This window comes from Robertmurraya dakarensis (assembly GCF_900156875.1).
Taxonomy (GTDB): Bacteria; Bacillota; Bacilli; order Bacillales; family Cytobacillaceae; genus Robertmurraya; species Robertmurraya dakarensis.
The window spans coordinates 692,420-712,285 of record NZ_LT707409.1 but is presented as its reverse complement, the minus strand read 5'-3'; the positions used below and the strand labels follow the sequence as shown (position 1 = coordinate 712,285).

Here is a 19,866-nt window from a genome sequence, read left to right as displayed (position 1 = left end):
TCCCCCTCGTATAGTACTAGTAAGAGCTCTTTCTAGAAGAATTTCCAGTTGATCCGGATCCTCTAAAATTCACTCTAGATTCCTATAGGTTATCAAGGTTAGCCTTTCGGCTTCCCCATCTTAAATATTTTAGTTTTACCCTTGTTTCACCCACCTGATGGGGAAGCCGAGGTAAAGTTCAAACTATCAATAATAGATTAATGTGTTGTTCTTATTTCGCAGGGGGATAGTTTCCCTACTGCTTCTTTGAAATGCCTTTAACTGAATATCGAGAAATGGCGGAGAATGGAGGAAGCTCCAGCGTTTTACTCCGTCATTTTTTTATAGCGTTCATAGACCTGCTCATGGGACAATGGAACCGACAGGATCGTATCAGGATATTGCTTCTCCCCCTTGCGGACACTTTGGTGTACTGCTTCATAAGCCTGCTACCCATGGTTCATTATTGAAGGTCTAACCACTGGTTGCGCCGCCGTAAAAGAAGTGAGTGTAGCGCTCATGATGGACTTCTTTTCTTTGAGTGCTGATGACGAGGAAGACATCGATGATTCCCGTGGGCACCCAGGTCTGAACGTTCTTGATTAACTTACATACTGGAGGTGATTGGTATGTCACAAATGCTTGTTGGTGTAGATGTAAGCTTGAAGTCCCATCATGTCCATTTCATGAAGGAGGACGGGTCCACACTCGCCGACTTTTCTGTTTCTAATGATCAAACCGGGGCCGAAACCCTGATCAAACGAATGCTAGAAACTGCGGAAAAAAGTCAGGCCAACCAATTGAAGATTGGGATGGAAGCCACTGATCTTTACAGTTGGCACCTTGCCCATTATCTACAAGACCAAATGAAAGGCTATGAACCTAAGTTTCAAGCCTCTATCTACGTACTAAATGCGAGAAAAGTCGCTCGTTTCAAAAAAGGGTATGATTCTCTTGTAAAAAACGATCGCATAGATGCCTGGGTCATCGCTGACCACTTGCGCTTTGGCCGACTGCCAGCCCAAATGAAAGATGCCATACAATATGAAGCTCTTCAGCGCTTAACGCGAACAAGGTTTCATTTTATGCGGGAGATTGCCCGAAATAAAACGTATTTCCTTAACCAGCTCTTTTTAAAGTTCAGTGGACTGAGACAGGATAATCCATTTTCAGATAAATTCGGAGCTACGAGTATGGCTGTCATGGAGGAACTAGAGCCCGAAACGATCGCTGAAATGAGCCTCGAGGAACTCGTCGAGTTCCTGCAAGATAAAGGAAAAAACCGATTTGAAAAGCCAGAGGAAATCGCAAAATACCTTCAAAAGTTGGCTAGATCATCTTACCGGCTGAATAAGGCTATGCAGGACCCCGTAAATATTTCGATGTCTGTTACTTTAAGTACCATTCAACATATCGAGTCACAGGTAAAGCGTCTGGATAAAGAAATTGCCAAGTTAATGAAAGGCATACCGCAAACCCTAACGTCTGTAAAAGGAATTGGAGACGTTTATGCGGCAGGGTTGATAGCTGAAATTAGCGATATAAAGCGATTTAAAGATCATCATGCCTTAGCGAAATATGCAGGTTTGGTATGGAACCAGAACCAATCAGGCGAATTCGAATCCCAGGAAACGGCTAGAATGAGGACAGGTAATAAATACCTGCGTTACTACCTTATTCAAGCTGCCGATAAGATCCGAAAGTACGACTCTGAATATAAAGCTTTTTACACAAAGAAGTACGATGAAGTTCCAAAACATAAACACAAACGCGCTCTCGTCTTAACCGCAAGAAAACTGGTACGATTGGTGTTTTCGCTACTACGCACCAATCAGTTGTACACACCACCCGAAAGGAGAGATTAAAACTTCTCATTCACACCCTTTCAAACACCCAGCTTCACACTTGAAAGTATTGGTAAAAAATTGAAAATAGTGTGAGGTTTATTAGGTATACTCTTTTTTAAACACTTTTCAATGAAAGACAATATTAATTTCCAATTCATTGAATTTTAGTGCTTGACATATTACCACTGGGCTTAAAATTTTGGTAATTACTAAAAAGTTTACCCATTTTAATGACCTTCAGTAATTGCGCCCGGCTGAAAGAGCTGCTGCTTTAATTTAAAAAAGAAAAAGTATTATCGCAGTCCAGTAAAGCACCTTTTTGTTGAAGATTAAGTTATATAAAACATTATTCTGTAAATTCCCAAGCTGGACCCATTAGCACCAGGGCATCCGTTTACTTTGCAAGGCTAGGACGTTCAGTTATTAAGTAATTGCCTTAACTCTTCAGTCATTTCCTCAACTAACTCTGGTCCTCCGTAAAACTGAGCCGGTGTATTATCATAACCTTATCCAATGTGTTAGACCAAATTCCAATTAATGTTTATCTTCTCTAGATAGATTCGTAAATTTAAATATTGAAACCATTAGACTAATCATACTTAAAGCCCAAAAGATACTTGCAATACCTATTTGTAGTGAATTCTCTTCAGAAGCCATCGGATGGTTGTAATCAAGATCTAAAGAAATAGCATTCATAAAGAAGATGAACGCGGATGATAACAACACTAAATGCACCAAAATGAACAAATAAGCTGCGCTGTTCCTTTTATTTTTTACCCATAACGTGATCGTTGATATTCCTATGACTAATACGATAAAAATAAAACCAAGTGTTAATAAATTAGAAACTCCTTGTTCTAATGGCACAAAGATCCCCCTTATTATTTTTCTATTGTATTCTTATCCTTGGCTGGAACAACCACAAGAGACTATATCTTATTTATAGCATCATTTATAGATTTTTAATATTCTTAAGCTTTTCCAGAGAAAGTTAAACAATTAGGCCAAAGCCCCTTTAGACTTTTTTAAAAGAAAGCCCCTCAGGGAGAAATGATGCCTGTCCCCCCAATGTGCTAAAGTATTAATTTAGCGGGGGACAGGCACTAGGATCAAGCAGTTATCCACAATTTAATCTCTGAATTTTTGTCTTCTTTCATCGAATGTTTTTTCATCTTTAGTTCCAAACCCAAATCCATCAGAAACAATTGCATTAACAGGCACATGAGGAGTTAAAGCTATTCTCCAATGATTATCTTCTAACACAAGAACAACCAAAAAATAGTTAACACCATTTATGTGATATTGGTCTTCATGGTAAACCGTATAATCAACCGCAGCATAGAAAGCTTTTTTATCTTTATTATCGTATTGTTCCATATAGCGATTGGGTATAAAATTATCAGCATAATCGTAGGGAAGCTCTTTCAAGTTTACTAGCCGAGCTTCGATAATATTAAGTAGACCTAACTTCTTTTCTTGATTCTCTTCATTTTCTATAAAACTCTTTATTTCCATTGCTCTTTCATTAACATACCAGCTGTGTACACTTGACCAGCGACTTTCATTTATATCATTAAAATAGCCCTCAATTACTTTATTTGCTGACATACCCTCAGTTTGAGAAGTGAAAATGGATAAAGATAAAATGAGAAACACTTTAAAATGTAAATGATTAAGCATTAAACATTCGCCCTTTTGATTTTACTGTTAAGATACCCATCATTTACATTTTATAATTAATTTATCTATCTTTGACAACTGCACTTTCGGTTGAAGAAAAAAAGCATCACTACTGTGTTCCAGTAATGCACCCTTTACTCCAAAAAGATTTTTACTTTTTTTCTTCTAAATATTCTCTATACACTTTTTTAGCTTTATCCTCTTTGGGTGATATATTTGAAATCCTTTTATGGATTTCATTTAGTAAAAACAATCCTCTAAAAATACAACCTACTATAATTCCAAAAGCAATAATACCGCCAACGAGTGGTCCCATTATTAACAAAACGTAACCTAAAATAGCACTTAAGATGATAGATAATAGTAAATACATATATAACCCCTTCCCATACCTATTTCACTAAAAAACCATTTAAATATTCTTCCCTTTACGTTAATTAAGGAAAGGCGATTACTCTTGTCTTATTGAGCAATCCTGTTCGTTCGAAAAAAAACGACTGCTCCTTTTTGAACAATCGCCACTTTACTACAATAATATTAGTTTGAACACGCTCTTACCAGCAGAATAACTGCTACAATTATTACAATTGATAATATATTGACTAAACACCCACTGCTAGGTGCTCCTGTATAGGCTTGAGACCACGCATTATTCAAAGCACCACCAGGATTTTTTCGTTGTTCTTTAGTTTTTAACCTTTCTCTTTCTTCCTCGGGCATTATCGCTCCCCCTTTTTACGATTTAGGGTGACTGGCATCTTCCATTTCTGAGCAAGACAGTTTATACAAGCAACACATGGGAGTCCTTTTTCTAATTCGCATCATATAGATAATCATGGCTGGTCCCAAACCTTAGTTTTTTTACAATCCCGCTAATCACGAAACTTTGCTATATTCTGACGAATTTTCCTCATGGCTATAACCCTTTTAATTCATCCATACTCTATTCTTATTAACCTTATTTTAATTAATACTTGAATCACTTTTTAGAACATCTTAAAAGTGATTCAAGATCGTAAAAAGCAACAAAGCGACTACGCCTCCAAAAATTCACATCAATTACTCGCCTTCAAAGTGTCTAATAAAAGACTCCATTTCTTCAACTTTGTCGCCGTCCAATTGGTGTGACACGCCAAATGTTTCGCCTTTGCTGTCTTTATTGATGGCAATGTCAATATCGTTCAACAATTGTTTCATATATTCAAAGCTTAGTTTCATTCGTTTGTTTGTCGGCTTCCATTGTTTGTAGTATTCTGTTTTCTCAATTGCTTCCCCGTTTGGGCCAATATGTGCGGTTCGGACAAATTGTTCATGACCTATTGCCGAGGCAAGTACCCACAAGTTTTCGAAATCCTTTTCAAGATCCTCACCCTCAACCCGAATATAACTTCCCAACGTCATGGAAAGAGCTTGGGATTTCAAATAATAATCGTACCCTTCGTCATATCCCCCATTAGGCAAGTTCACATCGGACTTTTTTGAAAACTCATTGATTTGAAACGCAACCCAATCGTTCACATTTGTGGGAAAATCCGGTTTAACTAGATCTCCTTTCGTTGACAAGTCTTTCCATTTCTTCGGATCAGTAGTATTCTCTTCAATTGGATTCGCTTTTTCTTCTATAGTAACGGTTTTGGTTCCTTCGGCCGTGGTATTTTCACCTGGATCATTAGCTTGCCTCGTTTCAGGTCCACTGAAAAGGTTTAGCTGCGTACCTGCAAAGTAGGTAATCCCTAAAAACATGATAGAAATAGCTGAAATACTAATGAGAGAATTAAACTTGTTCCTCAGTGAAAATGGCTTCTTTTGATAGTTTGAATTTTTAATCGAGTTCAACACTTGTTGAGACTGGTCATCATCGAAATGCACATCTTTTAGAATGGTATTATCCATTTTTTCTTTTAAATTTTTCAATTTATTCTCCATTAATAGACCATGCTCCTTCTAATGATTCTTTTAACTTAAGGCGTCCCCGATGCAATCTAGTTTTCACTGTATTAGGATTAATGTTTAATAAATCCGATATTTCCTCAATTGAATAATCCTGATAATAAAATAAAATAATCACTTCTCTCAATTTTACTGGTAGTTCTAATACTTGTTTTGAAATCAATTCGTTCTCTTCGCCCCTAAAATATTGAGATTCAAGGGAAGGAGTAGCAGTTTTAGATTTAAAAATTTCAGTAATGAACAAATTTTTATAAGACCAGCTTTTTAATACATCTTTACATCGGTTTACGGTAATTTTTATCAGCCATGTTTTATAAGACGATTCATTTCGAAAGGTATCCAAATTCTTGTAACACTTTATAAATACATCTTGTGCTGCGTCTTCTGCCAATTCTTTTTGTTTCAAGTATGTATAAGCGATTCGAATCACATCATTTCCATACGTTTCCATTAACCATTTAAGCTTTTCTTCACGATTTAAATAATCTAGAGGTTCTGATTTAGAGTCATCTATCATTTCAAACATTTTTCTCCTCACAATCTGGATTTTCTCGTAATTAGACGATTCATGTTTATAAATGGTTCCGTTGCACTCATAGGTCTTTTTTGTTTATGGAACCATACTATCGATAAGGTTTATTGGGAAACGAAGTTTTTTCTCTTGTTCGTATTACTTTGTTATAGTGTAATAGGTAGAGGTGATTAAATGTTATTCTCAGGACTATTTCAGCAAGTCCCCGTAAAAATTTTAATGGTTGCGCTGCTCATTATACTCACGGTTTATTTGATCCGCAAATCCATCAGGCTTTTCTTTGACAAAACGAGCTTCTTGGATGACAGGCGTGAAGAGACATTGATGCATTTCTCCAACCAGGTGACAAAGGTATTGGGATTGTTATTCTTCTTAATTTATGTATTTAGCCATTTCTTCGACCTGACAAAGCTTATTACTGGTTCGGTCGTGGTAGCAGGTGCCTTGGCATTAATTCTTCAGCATATTATCCGCGATTACATTATGGGGCTGACCTATTTGTTTGAACGCCAGATTCATCATGGGGATTATGTCATCATAAATGGTAACCGTGAGGGAAAAATTGAGGAAATCAGCATGCGTCACCTTAAGATTCGCCAGTATAACGGTTACCTCTATACGGTCTCCTATAGCAACATCTCTGAACTCCAGAACGGGAACCGAGGAATGCGCCGGGTGAACGAAAGCGTAGTCCTCAACTATAAGCAAAATCCGGATGATGCCTTCAAGGTGATGGAGGAAGTTGCACAAACATGCAATGAGAAATACGAGGAATACCTGTTAAAGGATAAACAAGGCGTTCCCATAGAGAGCTTCAAATTCAACCAAATTACCGAACTGAACGTAGATTTTAGAGGTCACAGGTATTCATTAACAGGTCTTGTGAAGGAAACGGATTTCACTGAGGCGAGTAAAAAGGTGAGATATGAACTGGCGATGGCTGCCTACAAAAATGACCTAAAGATGGCAGAAAGCCTTAGCACAAGCGATTAACAAAACGGCCTTAGCCCTATCGAATATAGAGCTAAACCCGTTTAATTCATTTTGATTATTTCCACCCCCTCCTTTTCTTGTAGTTCAATACTTACACGTATTAGTTATATAAAAGTTTTGCTGTTGAAACAAAAAAAGCTGCCAAAATTACAGCAGAATTATTGATAATTTATATGGTTAAACCTTAAGATTAGTTCTAATATTCTTAATGGACCTGCTCCACAATCTGGACCGATTGCTGAAACAAGCACAAATCTGGACTCTTCCACTAAACTACTATTCACTAGAAGAAGAAAAGAGCATTACCTTTGTTCAAGTAATGCACCCGTTCACTAACAAATTTAGTTTAATATCTCCCAAACCTTTCCGTCCTTCATCATAAAAAGGTTACCGAATATACCAAGAACTCTAAAAGTTGTTTGCTCACCGTTTTGAATTTTAAAATCCTTCTCATAAGAGGCAAATATGCCTACATTTTTAAAGTGAGAAGAACTATTCCATATTAGCTGATTGTCTTTTGTACATTCCTCTTCCCAACCAATATTTTCACAAACAATTCCATGCTCATTTAATATCCACTTATCAAATTCATCCTTAGTGGGAGTAGTAAACACCATAATTGCTATTAGAAAAATAATCATAACAATTCCTGCTATAAATATTCTCTTTTTATTTTTCAAATGAGTCACACCTTCTTATTACTTAATTCCCCTATTTCCATAATCGCACTTATGGTATTATTGTTCCACTAACCTCCCTTTACTTCATTAAGAATAGCAATACTTCCTTCTTGAAGTATGGCACCCGTTCGTAATATAAGGTTAGCCAGATTTTTCTGGTTGACCTTTTTGTTTATGGTCTTATTATAACGGTAGTCGGGGTAGAACGTCGCACCCGTGGGACTCAATCCCGTAAGCTAAACTGTTCACCCCCTACTTGTATAAACATGTTTCAGGCTGGTTGGGACCATGATCCCGTTTAACAAGCGAACCTATGACATTACAAGGAGCATTAGGGGTTACCGACTAATTTGTATTTCTAGGAGGAGGAGAAATTTAATGAATCCAGTGATTGGTCTGGATGTATCAAAAGGAGAAAGTCAGATTCAAGCGTTTTTAGATAAAGGTAAACCATATCGTAAGAGTTTTAGTATTACTCACGATCTTAAAGGATTAGGATGTTTACTAGAGTTCCTCCAAGATGTTGAAAAGGCTGCTGGTGGTCATCAACCTTCGGTTGTTTTGGAATCAACTGGTCATTATCATATTCCAGTTATTCAGTTTCTAGAGGAACAAAATTATGTTTATATTATCGTCAATCCTCTTATCTCTCATAGAGCCAAGAGCTCCAGCCTTCGAAAGGTAAAAACTGATGCAATTGATGCTTATCACCTTTGTGAACTGTTTTATAAAGAGGAACTAGAGCCTTACAAGAAGCGTGGTGTTCAACTATTAAACCTTCGTAATCTGACAAGACAGCAAGAAAGTATTGCGGAAATATCAGCTAAAACAAAGATACAACTTCATTCTTTAATTGATCAGGTTTTTCCTGAGTATCGAGGTGTATTTGGAAGCCTATATTCGAAAGTATCATTGCTTACTTTACTAGAATTCCCTACTTCTAAGGCTGTATTAAGTGTAAGTGAAAAAGAGTTAACGGATAAAATAGCTTCATTATGTATGAGTCGTTCGGAGTCATGGGCAAAAGAAAAGGCACAGAAATTAAGAGAAGCAGCCCTTCGTGATCCTTTTCAAAATAATCTCTACGATAGTCATTTTTTTAACCTAGAAATCTTGGTTAAGATTGTTCTTCAATACCAAGAGCATCTAACCAATATTGCGAATGAAATAGATGCCCTCGCTAGCGAAATTGAAGAATATGAAATCCTTCAATCTATCCCTGGAGTCGGAGAAAAAATCGCTACAACGATTATTTCTGAAATCGGAGAGATAGATCGGTTTAATGGTGCCAAGAAGTTAGTTGCATTCGCTGGAATAGATCCTAGTGTGTACTCATCAGGAAAGTTTACTGCATCGGTAAACCGTATAACCAAACGTGGCTCGTGTAGGCTTCGCCACGCCTTGTATATGGCTGTTCAAAGTGGTATTCGGGATTCCCGTAAAAAGAAAACGACTGATGAGATTATTCCACGCAATAGAAGACTACGAGAGTTTTACGATAAGAAACGAGAAGAAGGAAAACCCTTTAGAGTAGCGATTATTGCATGTGTAAACAAACTCTTACATTGGATTTACGCCTTACTGAAAAGCAGAAACTCTTTCCAAGATATAGCATAGGACCTATATCTAACTAAATACACCAAACCTTCCAATAAGAGAGTTTAGGAAGGTTATTTGGTATGAACATTTTTAGTATATCATGAGGTTATTAAACTTTTTATTGAAAAATGTTGACAAACTATTAGCTGGTTTAGCTTAAGTATATTTCTTCGCAATATCGTCGAACTGTTCATTAATTCAATTGCTATTATTTTTATTAGTTAGTCCAAGCGTTTCTGTATTCCTAAACATAGTATTATTAAGGAAAGGAGTGATTATTATTAATGGGAATATTTAATCCTTGTCCCTGTGATTGTTCTGGAACCCTAACTCAACTGCTTGGGAATAACAACTTATTCATTGCAAATATTTGTCCCGCTTGTGAAAGGTCTTTAGGAAGTTCAGTTACTATAACCACTCAAGAAGGCGGAGTGATTTTTGAATCAACAGTAGTTAAACCATCAAGTTGTGTTACTTCACAAGGAGGGACTTCCTTAGTTGTTAGTGGTGAAGGCTTGTTAGAAGGTATACCTGTTGTATTTACACTTTTTTTATTTGAAAGCATTTCAATTGACCAGTTTGAAATAATCTTTCGACGTCTTGGTACTACAGGGAACGTTCTTCAGAGCAGCCTTTCTGGAATAGCCCAGGATGGTGACTTAACAATTACTGAATGTCTCGGCGAATAGGTTTATTCCAACCCATTTTTGATATATACAAAAAACATCTGAGGTTTACTTACTAAAAATAATGTGTTTCTTAATAAGCTACCGTAGGTGCACACGTTTGCAATCTGGAAGCTTTTTCTTTTGAACGCATTTTGGGTCAATTGTGACGTAAAGATGTGAAGATCAGTCCCCTTGTTACACTATCCTGCCCAATAGTTGAATAGTCTGTCCCGTTTCAATTTCGAGAATCGAGTCAATAATTCCTTTTAAAATGAGATTTTTAAAGGGAGAGATTTATTGAGTTATTATCAACAGCATGGGAAACGTATGAATCAGATAAGCGAATAGAGGGGTTTTCACCGCAAACATTAAAAGCATACCAACTTCAGGGTTAACTTACTTATTCGTCACTTTGGTGATATAGAAATTGACTTACTTTCAACGGAGCAACTAAAAGAATACCTATCTAATTCTAGCAAAACACTAAAACCTTCATCATTAGCTCATCGTGTTCGTTCAATGAAATTACTCTTTCGCTGGTCACATGAAGAAGGTTATACCGGTATTAATCCCGCAGCCAAGATTAAAGAACCAAAGATAGGTAAACGCATTCCGAAATTCTTAACAGAAAGGGAGATAGAACATCTTCGTGAGGCTTGTACTACTACTATGGAGAAGGCATTATTTGAATTCATGTTTTCGACAGGATGTAGAATTGGAGAGATAGTGACCCTTAATAAGAATAACATCAATTGGTCTAATCATGCTGCAATCGTAAGAGGGAAGGAGACAAGGAAAGAGAAGTCTATTTTAATATACGATGCGATATTTGGCTTAAACGATACCTTGAAAGTCGGCAGGATAATGATTTAGCTATCTTTGTTACTGAAAGACATCCTCACCGAATGAGCAAGGCACAAATGAGATATATCATTAAACAAATATCAAAACGAGCAGGAATAAATAAAGAAATTCATCCGCATCAACTGAGACACAGCTATGCAACCCACTTATTAAATAATGGTGCCCCCATTGAAGTGATACAGAGTTTGATGGGACATGAGAAAAGTGAAACGACTCGAATATATGCTGAGCTAAGTGGTCGGCTCAGGAAGGAATTTTACCAGAAGTATTTCTAAACAAACAAAAGAAGAAGCAACTGTTTAATTAATGGTTGCTCCTTCAACTCTTGCCCCCAGGGAGAAGATACTTTTATTCTTCGACAATTTCAACCTTATTTGAATCAGTTTGTGGTGGATTCGATTCCATTGCTGGCTGACCTTTGTTATATGTAACAATCACTTTTTGTCCTACTTCTAATTCTTTGTATTTATCCTCTTTGACAAAAAAGTAAGTGGCAGAGAAGTTATCATTTGCTTCCTGAATAAGTTGTTCTTTTGACTTTTTTTCTATATCCTCTTTTGTGATATTCTTCATAACCAGTATTTGGAATCCATGATGATTTCGTTTTTCAATAATATGACCTTCAAAAGTTACATTGTTTAATGGGTTTCCACATCCTGATAAAATTCCGACGATAAGTATTAAAGCCGCTATTAGACTTTTCAAGAAAAGCCCTCCCTCACTTATCCAATACTGCTTCGTTAGTGGAAAAGCGTTCCTACTACTGTTGTAGAAACGCCCCTGTTAGGTTAACAATTTATTGCTAATTCCATATCTCAATTACATATTTAGAACGCGGCAAATAATAATTTTCAAGTAATTTACCATCGAATTCTTTTTCTTCAAGAAATTGTTCATTTTCCAATGTTATTCCGTTAATTGTTATTGTTTGAGTTGTGGAAGCCCGTGGTGAGGTTATAGTATTTATATCAGCAAATCCCTGAATTACTTCTAATTCTCACTAAAATAGTCTGGAATATCTAAAAAGTATTTATGAACTCCCCCAAATACAATAAATACATATAATACCGATACGGATATTACAATAAGAAACAATCTTACTAAGAATACCTTCAATCTACTATTAGGATTTTGCACTTTCTTGAAGAGAGCAAATATACCAAGAATTACAAAAAAGCTTATTAATATAAGCCACCATAATACATAGCACCAAAAAATGAAACTGAAGAATTGTAAAACAATAAAGATAATGAAGCCTATCCATCCAATTATTTCGTATTTTTGTTTTTTTCTATCTCGTTCCATTCTTTGGTATAATTCCCTTAAACTCATTCTGTTTCCGCCCTAAAAAAATCACTTATATTAATATTGTGTTCTTACCCCACAAAAATATGAATTTTTTGCGGAGGCAAATATTAATTAATTCCTTCTTCAAATAAATGCTTCGTTAGTTCAACAAAAAAAGATCGCCGTAGCGATCATTATCTTTAACTATTGCCCCCGTTATTGAGTGCAATATTTGACTGCTCTTTATTAAACAATCTGTGATTTTTTTATTGATTCTTTTCCTTTAATTTTGCAATCATCAAGAAGATAGACATTCCTGCTACGCTTATAGTAAAAGATAAGATTAAGAATTTCAGTTCGAAATCTTCATTTACGAAAGTTACATAATTGAATAAAGTAGTAGCTGCTCCACTAAAACAAAATAATGCTGTGAACATGACTTGAATTCTTGCATATTTTATATATGTTTTTATGTTCTTATTCCGATCCTTAATCCAGTTTATAATAAGAGCAATCACTAGAGATAGACCACCTATGAATGAAATAATACCAAAAATATAAATAGGAGTATTGTCTACGAGATAATTCATCGTTATCATCCTAAATCACGATATTTAAGAAACCGATTTGTTCTTTTAATTTTAACATCAAATTTAGATGTGAATGATTCCCAATAAATGCAACATCACCATTAGGACTATAAAAAAAGTTTCTGCTAATCCAGAAACACGTAGATGTTGCTAAACTATACTGCTTCATTAGTTAAAAAAGCGTCTCTATTTATTGCAGAAACACACCCGTGAATACATTAAATACCATCTTTTTCTATTTCTTTTTTAATATCAAAATTCATTTTACCATCTCGATATTTGATATATGGGTCATCTCCACTAATCAATAATTTCCCTCCATAAGCATAAAGAGATGCAGTTTCATTCCGTTCATAAATATCCCCATTTTGCTCTACTTCAAGTTTAATATGATGCCAAAATGAGTGTCCGTCTTCATACTCTACTTCTACAATTTCAAAACCTTTTAATTTATAATTTTTTTCTTTCAATACTTCTATCTTCTTTAAATAGAACTTTTTTGCTTCTTCATCAGATAATGTTGTTCCTTCAATTAACTTAACATCTTCATTTTTACTATCATAATCATGCAAATCTAATTGTTCAAAGGCTTTTTCATAATCTTCATCTATAATAGCTTGATAATATTCCTTTATAAAACCTTCTGCCTTTTGTTCTTTAATTTGTTTTTCAATGAAATTACACCCTGTCAACATAAAACCTAATGTAATAATCAACATAATTATAATTGGTTTCTTCATATTCCCCCCTGGGAAAACGTGGGTCTGTCCCCCAAGATGCTGAAATATTAGCGCGGTGGGAACAGACCCTGAAATTATTATGTTAAAGCACCCGTAAGTTTAACAAGAACTATTTTGTAATTAAATAAATTAACCCATTAGGAAATTTATCTAGATATCCCTCCACCTGCTAAACCCACCATAAGTATAGCTTCTTTTATACTTGTGTCATTAGTGTAGCCTCCTTCATAATAAGCATCTAGCGCATCAACAAAATAGTCCTCGCTTACAAGAATCGTATAACCTTCATTTTCTATTTGTTGTATATATGTAGAAATCATACTGTATTTTTCGTTTTCAGTTAAGCTTTCCCAATTATTTTTACTAGTTGTAGTATTTCCAGTAGATTCACCATCACTATTAGAATCAGATTTTTTAAATGCCCATTCACCTTGTTTTTCATATTCACCTTCACGTAATATATTTCCACCACTAAAAATTACATAATCCTCATTCGATATGGTAGCAAAAATTATATTATCTATTTTACCATCCGTAGAAACATTAAAAGTTCTTTCGTATTCATTATCCAGGCTTATTTTATAAGTATTATTCTTATTACTACCAAAGTAAAGAATCAAAGACTGAAATTTTATTCTTTCCCCATCTTCATCAATAATTGCCATACCTTTTGGTGTGTTAATTCTATTATCATTGCCCTGAAAGTCAAAAATTCCTTGTGCTGATTCTCTTAGCAATTCATATTGTTTAGAGGAATCTAATTCTAAATATGATAATTTAATTGGAAGTAAAATATTATACATGAAAACAGTCTTTTCATCATCTATTATTGTATCGTATTGGTCAAATTGAATGTCGCCTTCAATGTACTCATTAATAGCAGATTCTGAAATTATGGATGTAATTTCACTCTTTTTTTCTTCGGTACCTTCTTTTAAAAGTTCTTCATTACTCTTACACCCACATAATGCGAGTGATGTAAATATGACTAAAAATAAAAGTAAATATTTCTTCACCTTTTAAACATCTCCTCATTTATAATAGGAATATTTTAACTCACTTCCATTTACCCAATACATTTTCAATGTTTTTTGGTTTTTTACCTTTCTTCAACTAAGCTGCTTCGTGAGTGAAGTATGCATCTCTTCAAAATGTGAATAAAGAAATAGATACTCAAAAATACAAAGTTCAATTGTGTTCACAAATCGGGAAAACGAGGGTCTGTCCCCCAAGATGCTAAAGTATTAGCGCGGTGGGGGACAGACCCTCATATTGAAAAAGTTCCTACTAAAACAGTATAAGGAGTTGTTTTAAGTGGGATACAAGCAATTTGATGAAACGGTGAACCAAAGATTCTTGAGAGTTTCAACTCGTAAGAATATTAGGTCGCAGACGCGTTCTCCAAAACGAGGGTCTGTCCCCCAAGGTGCTAAAGTTATTAGCGCGGTGGGGGACAGACCCTGAAATTAAAAGTATTGTCAGTAACAGGAGGAGCAATAAAACGTTTATTGCTTCCTCGATAAAAATATAGAGTTATAAGTTGAGAGACTTAAGTAAAGTATCTTACTTTCATCATTCGCTATAACTAATTTCACCATTCGTAGGATTAAATGAAATTTGAGGGTCAAGCGGCGTAATAATTCCGTCTTTAGCTTGTGTCATGAACATCGAGGTTAATCCATAGTGGTTATCCTCTGAAAACGTTACACCCGCATGGATCGACCCATCCCAATTATCAAAGGTATAAAAAGTCTTAAGGAAGTTTTCCCAAGTTAGATCATCGCCAGCTCTCTTTATCCCTTCAACTAATACTTGTGCCGAACCCCATCCTAATTGTGATACTCCGCCTACAGGGTCATTAGGAAAGTCTTTACTGAATCGTTCGACATATAATTGGATTTTTTCGTTATCTGGTGCAGCCTCTGGCATTGGATAAGTGGCACCCGAATAAGTTCCCTCCCATACATCTTTTCCTGCAAGGTTGAATAAATTGTTATCATTTGCACCAACTGAAGAAACGATATAGTTAACATCCACTAATCCAATTTTGTGCATCGCTTTTTTCAAATTGGCAGCAGGCGCCGGAGTAGCCATATTTAAGATCGTGTCAGGTTTTGCCTCTTTTAACTTTTGGGCCTGTGAGCTAAATTCCGTATCGGATGATAGAAAATTCACTTCTTCAACCAGTTCCACATCAGGATAATTTTTAATCGCCTCTTTTAAGACCCCATAGCCTTCCTTCCCAAAGTCATCATTTTGATAGGCTAAAGCAATCTTTTTAGCACCAAGTTTATTGACGGCAAAATCGAGGAATACTTTAGCCTCCACTCCATAATTTAGCATATCTGTTCCCAGCTGATTTGGGAGTGGCGGATCAACAAAAACCTTTGCTCCAGAGCCTCCAAATATGACCGGAATTCCCTTTTCATCTATGTAGTCTTTTACGGCCAGGCTAGTGGCTGTCCCTACATTTGCCGTCATCGCAAACACTTCATCCTCTTCCACAAGACGTTTCACTAATTGCACCGTTTTTGCAGGCTGGTATTGATCATCATATGCCACCAGCTTCAATTGTCTTCCGTTCACTCCACCATTTTCATTCACATAATTAAAATAGGATTCAATTCCCTTCCGGATTAAGTCGTAGATAGCTACTGGTCCCGTTTGCGGACCAATATGTCCAATTAAAATCTGATCGTCTGTCACTCCTTGTGCAAGCCCAGAGCTGTTGTTCGAACTCTCTGACGAAGAATCAGAATTTGACTTCTCCCCGCTACAAGCAGCTAAAATCATGGAAAAGCTGACTAATAATGCAAGAAAACTTGTTTTGAATTTCAAGCGTATTCCCCCTTTGTTATTTATATAATAATTACAATATTCTGATATTCTGTAAACTATAGCTGTTTTCCTTCTTTTATTCTCATGTGATCACTTTTCGACAAAACCTATCATTTTTTCTGTGGAACGATAGGCAGTACACCCCAGAAACAGCTCTTAATATTCCTATAAAACGAGGGTCTGTCCCCCAATGTGCTAAAGTAATAGCGCGATGGGAACAACAGACCCTGAAATTCAAAGAGCTCAAAGAGCACGAAGTATGATTTATAAATGTAAAAAGAGCCAAAATACGCAAGGAATGCATACAAACCTGCATATTATTGACTCTTTATTATTATGTTAAAGCACCAGTTAATGGAATAGAAAGATGATTTTAAATATCCTTGGTTTAAAGTTTAGCCAAATGTTCTTTCTCTAACTCTTGTATATCTTTTTTTAAAATCTCGATGTTGTAATGAATCAAATCATATTTATCAATATTTCCTTTTAAATATTCCCGTAGTTCTTGTTCATTTTTGGTTTCATCCATTCCAATCCAGATCGTAGGGTCTGTATCACCTATTTCAAAACTGAATAAACCAAATTCATCCCATGCATCCTGAAGGACAGATGCGATCCGATCAACTCGTGCTTCTTTACTATCACTTACAGTTACATCATCTTTATTAATAAAAATATTAATCATTGAAACAACGATAGCACCTACTATTAAGCCAGAAATAAACTTTTTCATTTCGTTCCCTCCCTTTCAATCTATCTTACCAAATAAATCCATTTATTTTGTTTAACAATGTTATCACAATAACCTCAACAAAAATAATCGATAATATTTCTTGGACTATCACCCGTTAGTACAATAATATATTGAATTAATTTAGATAATATCTAGTATTTTAGTGTCGATGCCCATATTAAAAGATAAGTGGGAGCAATAAAACAAATAACCAAAAGAGTGAGCGAGATTATAAGAGGTAGACTAGAATCGATTCCGACTGAATATCTTAGTAATGCTTCGTTAGCTAGTATAAAGGATATAAAACTAAGATTTTGAATCAGTATCATTACTTTTCCAGTTCTTGAAAATTGAATTTCTTTATTTGCTTCCGTTAAATTGATATAGTTCAAATTTTCTTTCCTTTTAACTAATAAACCAATAAGGAGCCAAGTGAAAATACCCAAAATAGGCATTATATACAGGATGTATTTCGGACCCCAGTTATCTGGAGTGTCGTTAGTAAAGTGTATTGCGATACGTTCGGGAATATCTGCCCAAAGGTAGAATAACTTAAAAATATGGTAGCAAAGGATAGAAATTGAGATTATAACAAGAGTTACTTTATAATGTTTCATTGAAATTGCCTGTTCCTTCAGAAATAAATAGTATTAAACCAGATAAAATCATGAGAACATAATAACCTATTTTGGCACTTTGGGTTTCAATATGTCTATCTAATTCATCCTTCTCGCCACCAGCTTCATGATGACCCCAATTCAGCCAATTAAAAAAATAGCTTAAAGCTAGAAAACTAAAGAATATACCAGCTGCATCTATAGTTCCAAACCTAACCCATTTGTATAAAGTAAATCCTACAATTGATAGAAAAACAATAAAAACTAAAATTCCGATCATCCTTTTGGTTTTATTCATGCCTTTTTCCCCCATTCTCAGAAATAAATAACTCTTCCATAGCGACTCCCAAGGTCCTTGCGATATCAAAAGCTAACTGCAAACTTGGGTCATATTTGTTATTTTCAATCGCATTAATTGTTTGTCTACTTACATTACATTTTTCTGCCAATTTCCCTTGTGAAAGACTGTTTTTTTCTCTGTACTCCTTAATTCTATTTTCCATTTCATATGCCCCCACATTTACAAGGTGTAAAAAACCTTTTACATTTATATAATAAAATAAGGCAAATGATGTGTCAAACATATTTGACACATCATTTGCCTTGAACGTCCACCTGTCACTTCTTTGTTTCTTGTACTAACCTACTCCTTTAACGCAATAGGGCTGCCGCATCCGAGAGCCTTGTTCCATTCTCGTACCCGTTCAAGTACAATTCTTCACAATAGAATTGTACTGCGCAGCAAATAACTTTGTCTTACAGGAGTACATCTAATTTACTTGGCATTAACTAACTTTCCAATTCGCTGTTTGCCTTTTTCAGTTACCGCACTTTTCTAGTCATCTTCTTATTTTTATTAACGGATTTGAAACGCAATACTGACCAATCCTCATCAATAGCTAAATATCCGTGTTGAACATTCGCATCCGTGGCCATCCTACTAAGAGTAATCCAAACAAATACTATTACTATTCTTTTCATGAACTATTACCACTTCTGGACTATTCTTCCGAAATGATAATCCCTTATTCCACTAACTAGTTAGCGAAAGAAGCGACTGCTCTATTGAACAATCGCTCCCGTTGAATAAGGATGAAGCATTACTATATAAGTAAAATCAACTTAATCTAGACACGATAATGTTTAACGCTGTCCAAGATGATGTAATGATTCACTGTCCCTCTGTCCATATTCTGTATAAATTAATTGTTTTTACAGACACTATTAAAAACGGTTGAAGGATATGTTACGAATGACAGATCGTCATAATAATGATAACTTCCCAGGTTATGAAAAAATTAAATCCATTCTTAATGAATCACCCGATTTGATGTGTCGAAAACTTGAAGTTGGACAAGTGGGGATTCATATTATTTTCATGAAGAATTTAATTAAGCCAGAGATTCTAAATGAATTTGTCATTAAATACATTGAAGAACTTTCTGTAGAATACTTACATTACACCTATTTAATGAAAAACATACCTATAGAAGAAATAAAGGTAAATTTAGAAGAACAAGAGGTAATCTCTTCCCTATTAAATGGATTTGCTTATATTTATTTTTTAGATGAGAAAAAGGCAATCATTGTGAATTGCGCAAATCCCATTGAACGATCTATTGAGAAAGCAGAAACAGAATCGTTAGTATATGGACCTAAAATTTCGTTCACTGAATCATTAACTTCTAACGTTAAGATAATCAGACAAAATCTAAATGATTATAATTTGTGCACAGATGAAATAAAGATTGGGGAACGCGTTCAAAAGAAAGTAAGAATTGTATATATAAAAGATATTGCAAACGATGACACTCTTCAGACACTTAAGGAAAGGATTGAACAGTTAAAAACGGATAATATAAGTGACAGTTCCGTTTTGGCTCAATGCCTAGAAGATAATCATTACTCTTTATTTCCACAATTTATATTAACAGAGCTACCCGATAGATTCATCTACTCGATTTTAAACGGGCGAATTGGTGTTTTTATAGATGGTAGTCCTGTAGGGATTATAGGTCCTGCTAATTTTTTCTCATTTTTTGAATCAACAGAAGATATCTATTTGAGATGGTCTTTAAGTACATTTATTCGTTTTATCCGATTATTTGCTATGGTAGGTTCTATTTTTTTAACAGCCATTTATGTGGCTGCCATGACTTATCATTTTGAACTCATACCATCTAAATTGTTATTTATCATTGGACAATCACGTTCACAAGTTCCTTTTCCGCCCTTATTAGAAGCACTCTTACTAGAATTGTTAATTGAG

General features: G+C 35.2%; 21 protein-coding genes and 1 pseudogene. 6 read left to right on the top strand and 16 right to left on the bottom strand.

The window, feature by feature from the left end:
* Positions 1-608: 608 nt before the first annotated feature.
* Complete coding sequence (locus tag CZ487_RS12470; RefSeq protein ID WP_077210804.1) at positions 609-1,844, top strand: IS110 family RNA-guided transposase; 1,236 nt, start codon at positions 609-611, stop codon at positions 1,842-1,844.
* Between the two features lie 516 nt (positions 1,845-2,360).
* Here the strand turns inward: CZ487_RS12470 and CZ487_RS27155 are convergent.
* The 6 genes from CZ487_RS27155 to CZ487_RS12440 all read right to left on the bottom strand — a co-directional run bounded on the left by CZ487_RS27155 (position 2,361) and on the right by CZ487_RS12440 (position 5,982).
* Positions 2,361-2,693, bottom strand: coding sequence for a hypothetical protein (locus CZ487_RS27155; protein WP_077212466.1), 333 nt, complete (start codon positions 2,691-2,693; stop codon positions 2,361-2,363).
* A gap of 261 nt (positions 2,694-2,954) precedes the next feature.
* Positions 2,955-3,506 carry a hypothetical protein gene (locus tag CZ487_RS12460; protein WP_077212465.1) on the bottom strand — a complete coding sequence of 184 codons (552 nt, stop codon included), beginning with the start codon at positions 3,504-3,506 and terminating at the stop codon, positions 2,955-2,957.
* Positions 3,507-3,657: 151 nt separating this feature from the next.
* On the bottom strand, positions 3,658-3,879 hold the full coding sequence (locus CZ487_RS12455; protein ID WP_077212464.1) for a hypothetical protein: 222 nt from the start codon (positions 3,877-3,879) through the stop codon (positions 3,658-3,660).
* A gap of 164 nt (positions 3,880-4,043) precedes the next feature.
* On the bottom strand, positions 4,044-4,226 hold the full coding sequence (locus tag CZ487_RS12450; protein WP_077212463.1) for a hypothetical protein: 183 nt from the start codon (positions 4,224-4,226) through the stop codon (positions 4,044-4,046).
* Between the two features lie 339 nt (positions 4,227-4,565).
* On the bottom strand, positions 4,566-5,432 hold the full coding sequence (locus CZ487_RS12445) for a hypothetical protein (protein WP_077212462.1): 867 nt from the start codon (positions 5,430-5,432) through the stop codon (positions 4,566-4,568).
* On the bottom strand, positions 5,422-5,982 hold the full coding sequence (locus CZ487_RS12440) for a sigma-70 family RNA polymerase sigma factor (protein WP_077212461.1): 561 nt from the start codon (positions 5,980-5,982) through the stop codon (positions 5,422-5,424). Before CZ487_RS12440 ends, CZ487_RS12445 begins: the two co-directional genes overlap by 11 nt.
* Before the next feature lie 180 nt (positions 5,983-6,162).
* Between CZ487_RS12440 and CZ487_RS12435 the strand changes: the two genes are divergently transcribed.
* Positions 6,163-6,981, top strand: coding sequence for a mechanosensitive ion channel family protein (locus CZ487_RS12435; protein ID WP_077212460.1), 819 nt, complete (start codon positions 6,163-6,165; stop codon positions 6,979-6,981).
* A gap of 341 nt (positions 6,982-7,322) precedes the next feature.
* On the opposite strand, the gene CZ487_RS12430 is transcribed toward CZ487_RS12435, so the two are convergent.
* Positions 7,323-7,661 carry a hypothetical protein gene (locus CZ487_RS12430; protein ID WP_419865717.1) on the bottom strand — a complete coding sequence of 113 codons (339 nt, stop codon included), beginning with the start codon at positions 7,659-7,661 and terminating at the stop codon, positions 7,323-7,325.
* Between the two features lie 378 nt (positions 7,662-8,039).
* Between CZ487_RS12430 and CZ487_RS12425 the strand changes: the two genes are divergently transcribed.
* The 3 genes and pseudogenes from CZ487_RS12425 (at position 8,040) to CZ487_RS12415 (ending at position 11,067) form a co-directional block, all read left to right on the top strand.
* The gene (locus CZ487_RS12425; protein WP_077212459.1) at positions 8,040-9,278 is read left to right on the top strand and encodes an IS110 family RNA-guided transposase; all 1,239 of its coding nucleotides are present in this window, start codon (positions 8,040-8,042) and stop codon (positions 9,276-9,278) included.
* Positions 9,279-9,544: 266 nt separating this feature from the next.
* Positions 9,545-9,949: a hypothetical protein gene (locus tag CZ487_RS12420; protein ID WP_077212458.1), complete on the top strand. Its 405-nt coding sequence runs from the start codon at positions 9,545-9,547 to the stop codon at positions 9,947-9,949.
* Positions 9,950-10,447: 498 nt separating this feature from the next.
* Positions 10,448-11,067 (top strand): annotated as a pseudogene (locus CZ487_RS12415) (tyrosine-type recombinase/integrase).
* 73 nt (positions 11,068-11,140) lie between these two features.
* Here the strand turns inward: CZ487_RS12415 and CZ487_RS12410 are convergent.
* From CZ487_RS12410 to CZ487_RS12365, 9 genes are all read right to left on the bottom strand, one after another.
* On the bottom strand, positions 11,141-11,497 hold the full coding sequence (locus tag CZ487_RS12410; protein ID WP_077212457.1) for a DUF3221 domain-containing protein: 357 nt from the start codon (positions 11,495-11,497) through the stop codon (positions 11,141-11,143).
* Between the two features lie 848 nt (positions 11,498-12,345).
* Positions 12,346-12,669: a hypothetical protein gene (locus tag CZ487_RS12400; protein WP_077212455.1), complete on the bottom strand. Its 324-nt coding sequence runs from the start codon at positions 12,667-12,669 to the stop codon at positions 12,346-12,348.
* 218 nt (positions 12,670-12,887) lie between these two features.
* Positions 12,888-13,409: an outer membrane protein assembly factor BamD gene (locus tag CZ487_RS12395; protein WP_077212454.1), complete on the bottom strand. Its 522-nt coding sequence runs from the start codon at positions 13,407-13,409 to the stop codon at positions 12,888-12,890.
* Between the two features lie 146 nt (positions 13,410-13,555).
* Positions 13,556-14,425 carry a hypothetical protein gene (locus CZ487_RS12390; protein ID WP_077212453.1) on the bottom strand — a complete coding sequence of 290 codons (870 nt, stop codon included), beginning with the start codon at positions 14,423-14,425 and terminating at the stop codon, positions 13,556-13,558.
* Between the two features lie 556 nt (positions 14,426-14,981).
* Positions 14,982-16,247, bottom strand: a complete 1,266-nt coding sequence (locus tag CZ487_RS12385; RefSeq protein WP_077212451.1) for an ABC transporter substrate-binding protein — start codon at positions 16,245-16,247, stop codon at positions 14,982-14,984.
* A gap of 388 nt (positions 16,248-16,635) precedes the next feature.
* Positions 16,636-16,980, bottom strand: coding sequence for a YolC/YozM family protein (locus CZ487_RS12380; protein ID WP_077212450.1), 345 nt, complete (start codon positions 16,978-16,980; stop codon positions 16,636-16,638).
* 152 nt (positions 16,981-17,132) lie between these two features.
* Positions 17,133-17,597 (bottom strand): DUF1648 domain-containing protein, encoded by a 465-nt coding sequence (locus CZ487_RS28010; RefSeq protein ID WP_077212449.1) that lies wholly within the window; start codon positions 17,595-17,597, stop codon positions 17,133-17,135.
* Positions 17,584-17,895 carry a hypothetical protein gene (locus CZ487_RS12370; RefSeq protein ID WP_077212448.1) on the bottom strand — a complete coding sequence of 104 codons (312 nt, stop codon included), beginning with the start codon at positions 17,893-17,895 and terminating at the stop codon, positions 17,584-17,586. Before CZ487_RS12370 ends, CZ487_RS28010 begins: the two co-directional genes overlap by 14 nt.
* Positions 17,888-18,100, bottom strand: a complete 213-nt coding sequence (locus CZ487_RS12365) for a helix-turn-helix transcriptional regulator (protein WP_077215298.1) — start codon at positions 18,098-18,100, stop codon at positions 17,888-17,890. Before CZ487_RS12365 ends, CZ487_RS12370 begins: the two co-directional genes overlap by 8 nt.
* Positions 18,101-18,849: 749 nt before the next feature.
* On the opposite strand from CZ487_RS12365, the gene CZ487_RS12360 reads away from it, so the two are divergent.
* Positions 18,850-19,866 (top strand): spore germination protein (locus tag CZ487_RS12360; protein WP_077211811.1); only part of this gene is annotated, 1,017 nt, incomplete at its 3' end.

Excerpts from the sequence above, each read along its gene's own strand:
- CZ487_RS12380 (WP_077212450.1), bottom strand. The coding sequence starts at position 16,980 with ATGAAAAAGTTTATTTCTGGCTTAATAGTAGGTGCTATCGTTGTTTCA.
- CZ487_RS12450 (WP_077212463.1), bottom strand. The coding sequence starts at position 4,226 with ATGCCCGAGGAAGAAAGAGAAAGGTTAAAAACTAAAGAACAACGAAAA.
- CZ487_RS12425 (WP_077212459.1), top strand. The coding sequence starts at position 8,040 with ATGAATCCAGTGATTGGTCTGGATGTATCAAAAGGAGAAAGTCAGATT.
- CZ487_RS12435 (WP_077212460.1), top strand. The coding sequence starts at position 6,163 with ATGTTATTCTCAGGACTATTTCAGCAAGTCCCCGTAAAAATTTTAATG.
- CZ487_RS12365 (WP_077215298.1), bottom strand. The coding sequence starts at position 18,100 with ATGGAAAATAGAATTAAGGAGTACAGAGAAAAAAACAGTCTTTCACAA.
- CZ487_RS12440 (WP_077212461.1), bottom strand. The coding sequence starts at position 5,982 with ATGTTTGAAATGATAGATGACTCTAAATCAGAACCTCTAGATTATTTA.
- CZ487_RS12470 (WP_077210804.1), top strand. The coding sequence starts at position 609 with ATGTCACAAATGCTTGTTGGTGTAGATGTAAGCTTGAAGTCCCATCAT.
- CZ487_RS12395 (WP_077212454.1), bottom strand. The coding sequence starts at position 13,409 with ATGAAGAAACCAATTATAATTATGTTGATTATTACATTAGGTTTTATG.
- CZ487_RS12445 (WP_077212462.1), bottom strand. The coding sequence starts at position 5,432 with ATGGAGAATAAATTGAAAAATTTAAAAGAAAAAATGGATAATACCATT.
- CZ487_RS12460 (WP_077212465.1), bottom strand. The coding sequence starts at position 3,506 with ATGCTTAATCATTTACATTTTAAAGTGTTTCTCATTTTATCTTTATCC.
- CZ487_RS12370 (WP_077212448.1), bottom strand. The coding sequence starts at position 17,895 with ATGAATAAAACCAAAAGGATGATCGGAATTTTAGTTTTTATTGTTTTT.
- CZ487_RS12400 (WP_077212455.1), bottom strand. The coding sequence starts at position 12,669 with ATGAATTATCTCGTAGACAATACTCCTATTTATATTTTTGGTATTATT.
- CZ487_RS12420 (WP_077212458.1), top strand. The coding sequence starts at position 9,545 with ATGGGAATATTTAATCCTTGTCCCTGTGATTGTTCTGGAACCCTAACT.
- CZ487_RS28010 (WP_077212449.1), bottom strand. The coding sequence starts at position 17,597 with ATGAAACATTATAAAGTAACTCTTGTTATAATCTCAATTTCTATCCTT.
- CZ487_RS12455 (WP_077212464.1), bottom strand. The coding sequence starts at position 3,879 with ATGTATTTACTATTATCTATCATCTTAAGTGCTATTTTAGGTTACGTT.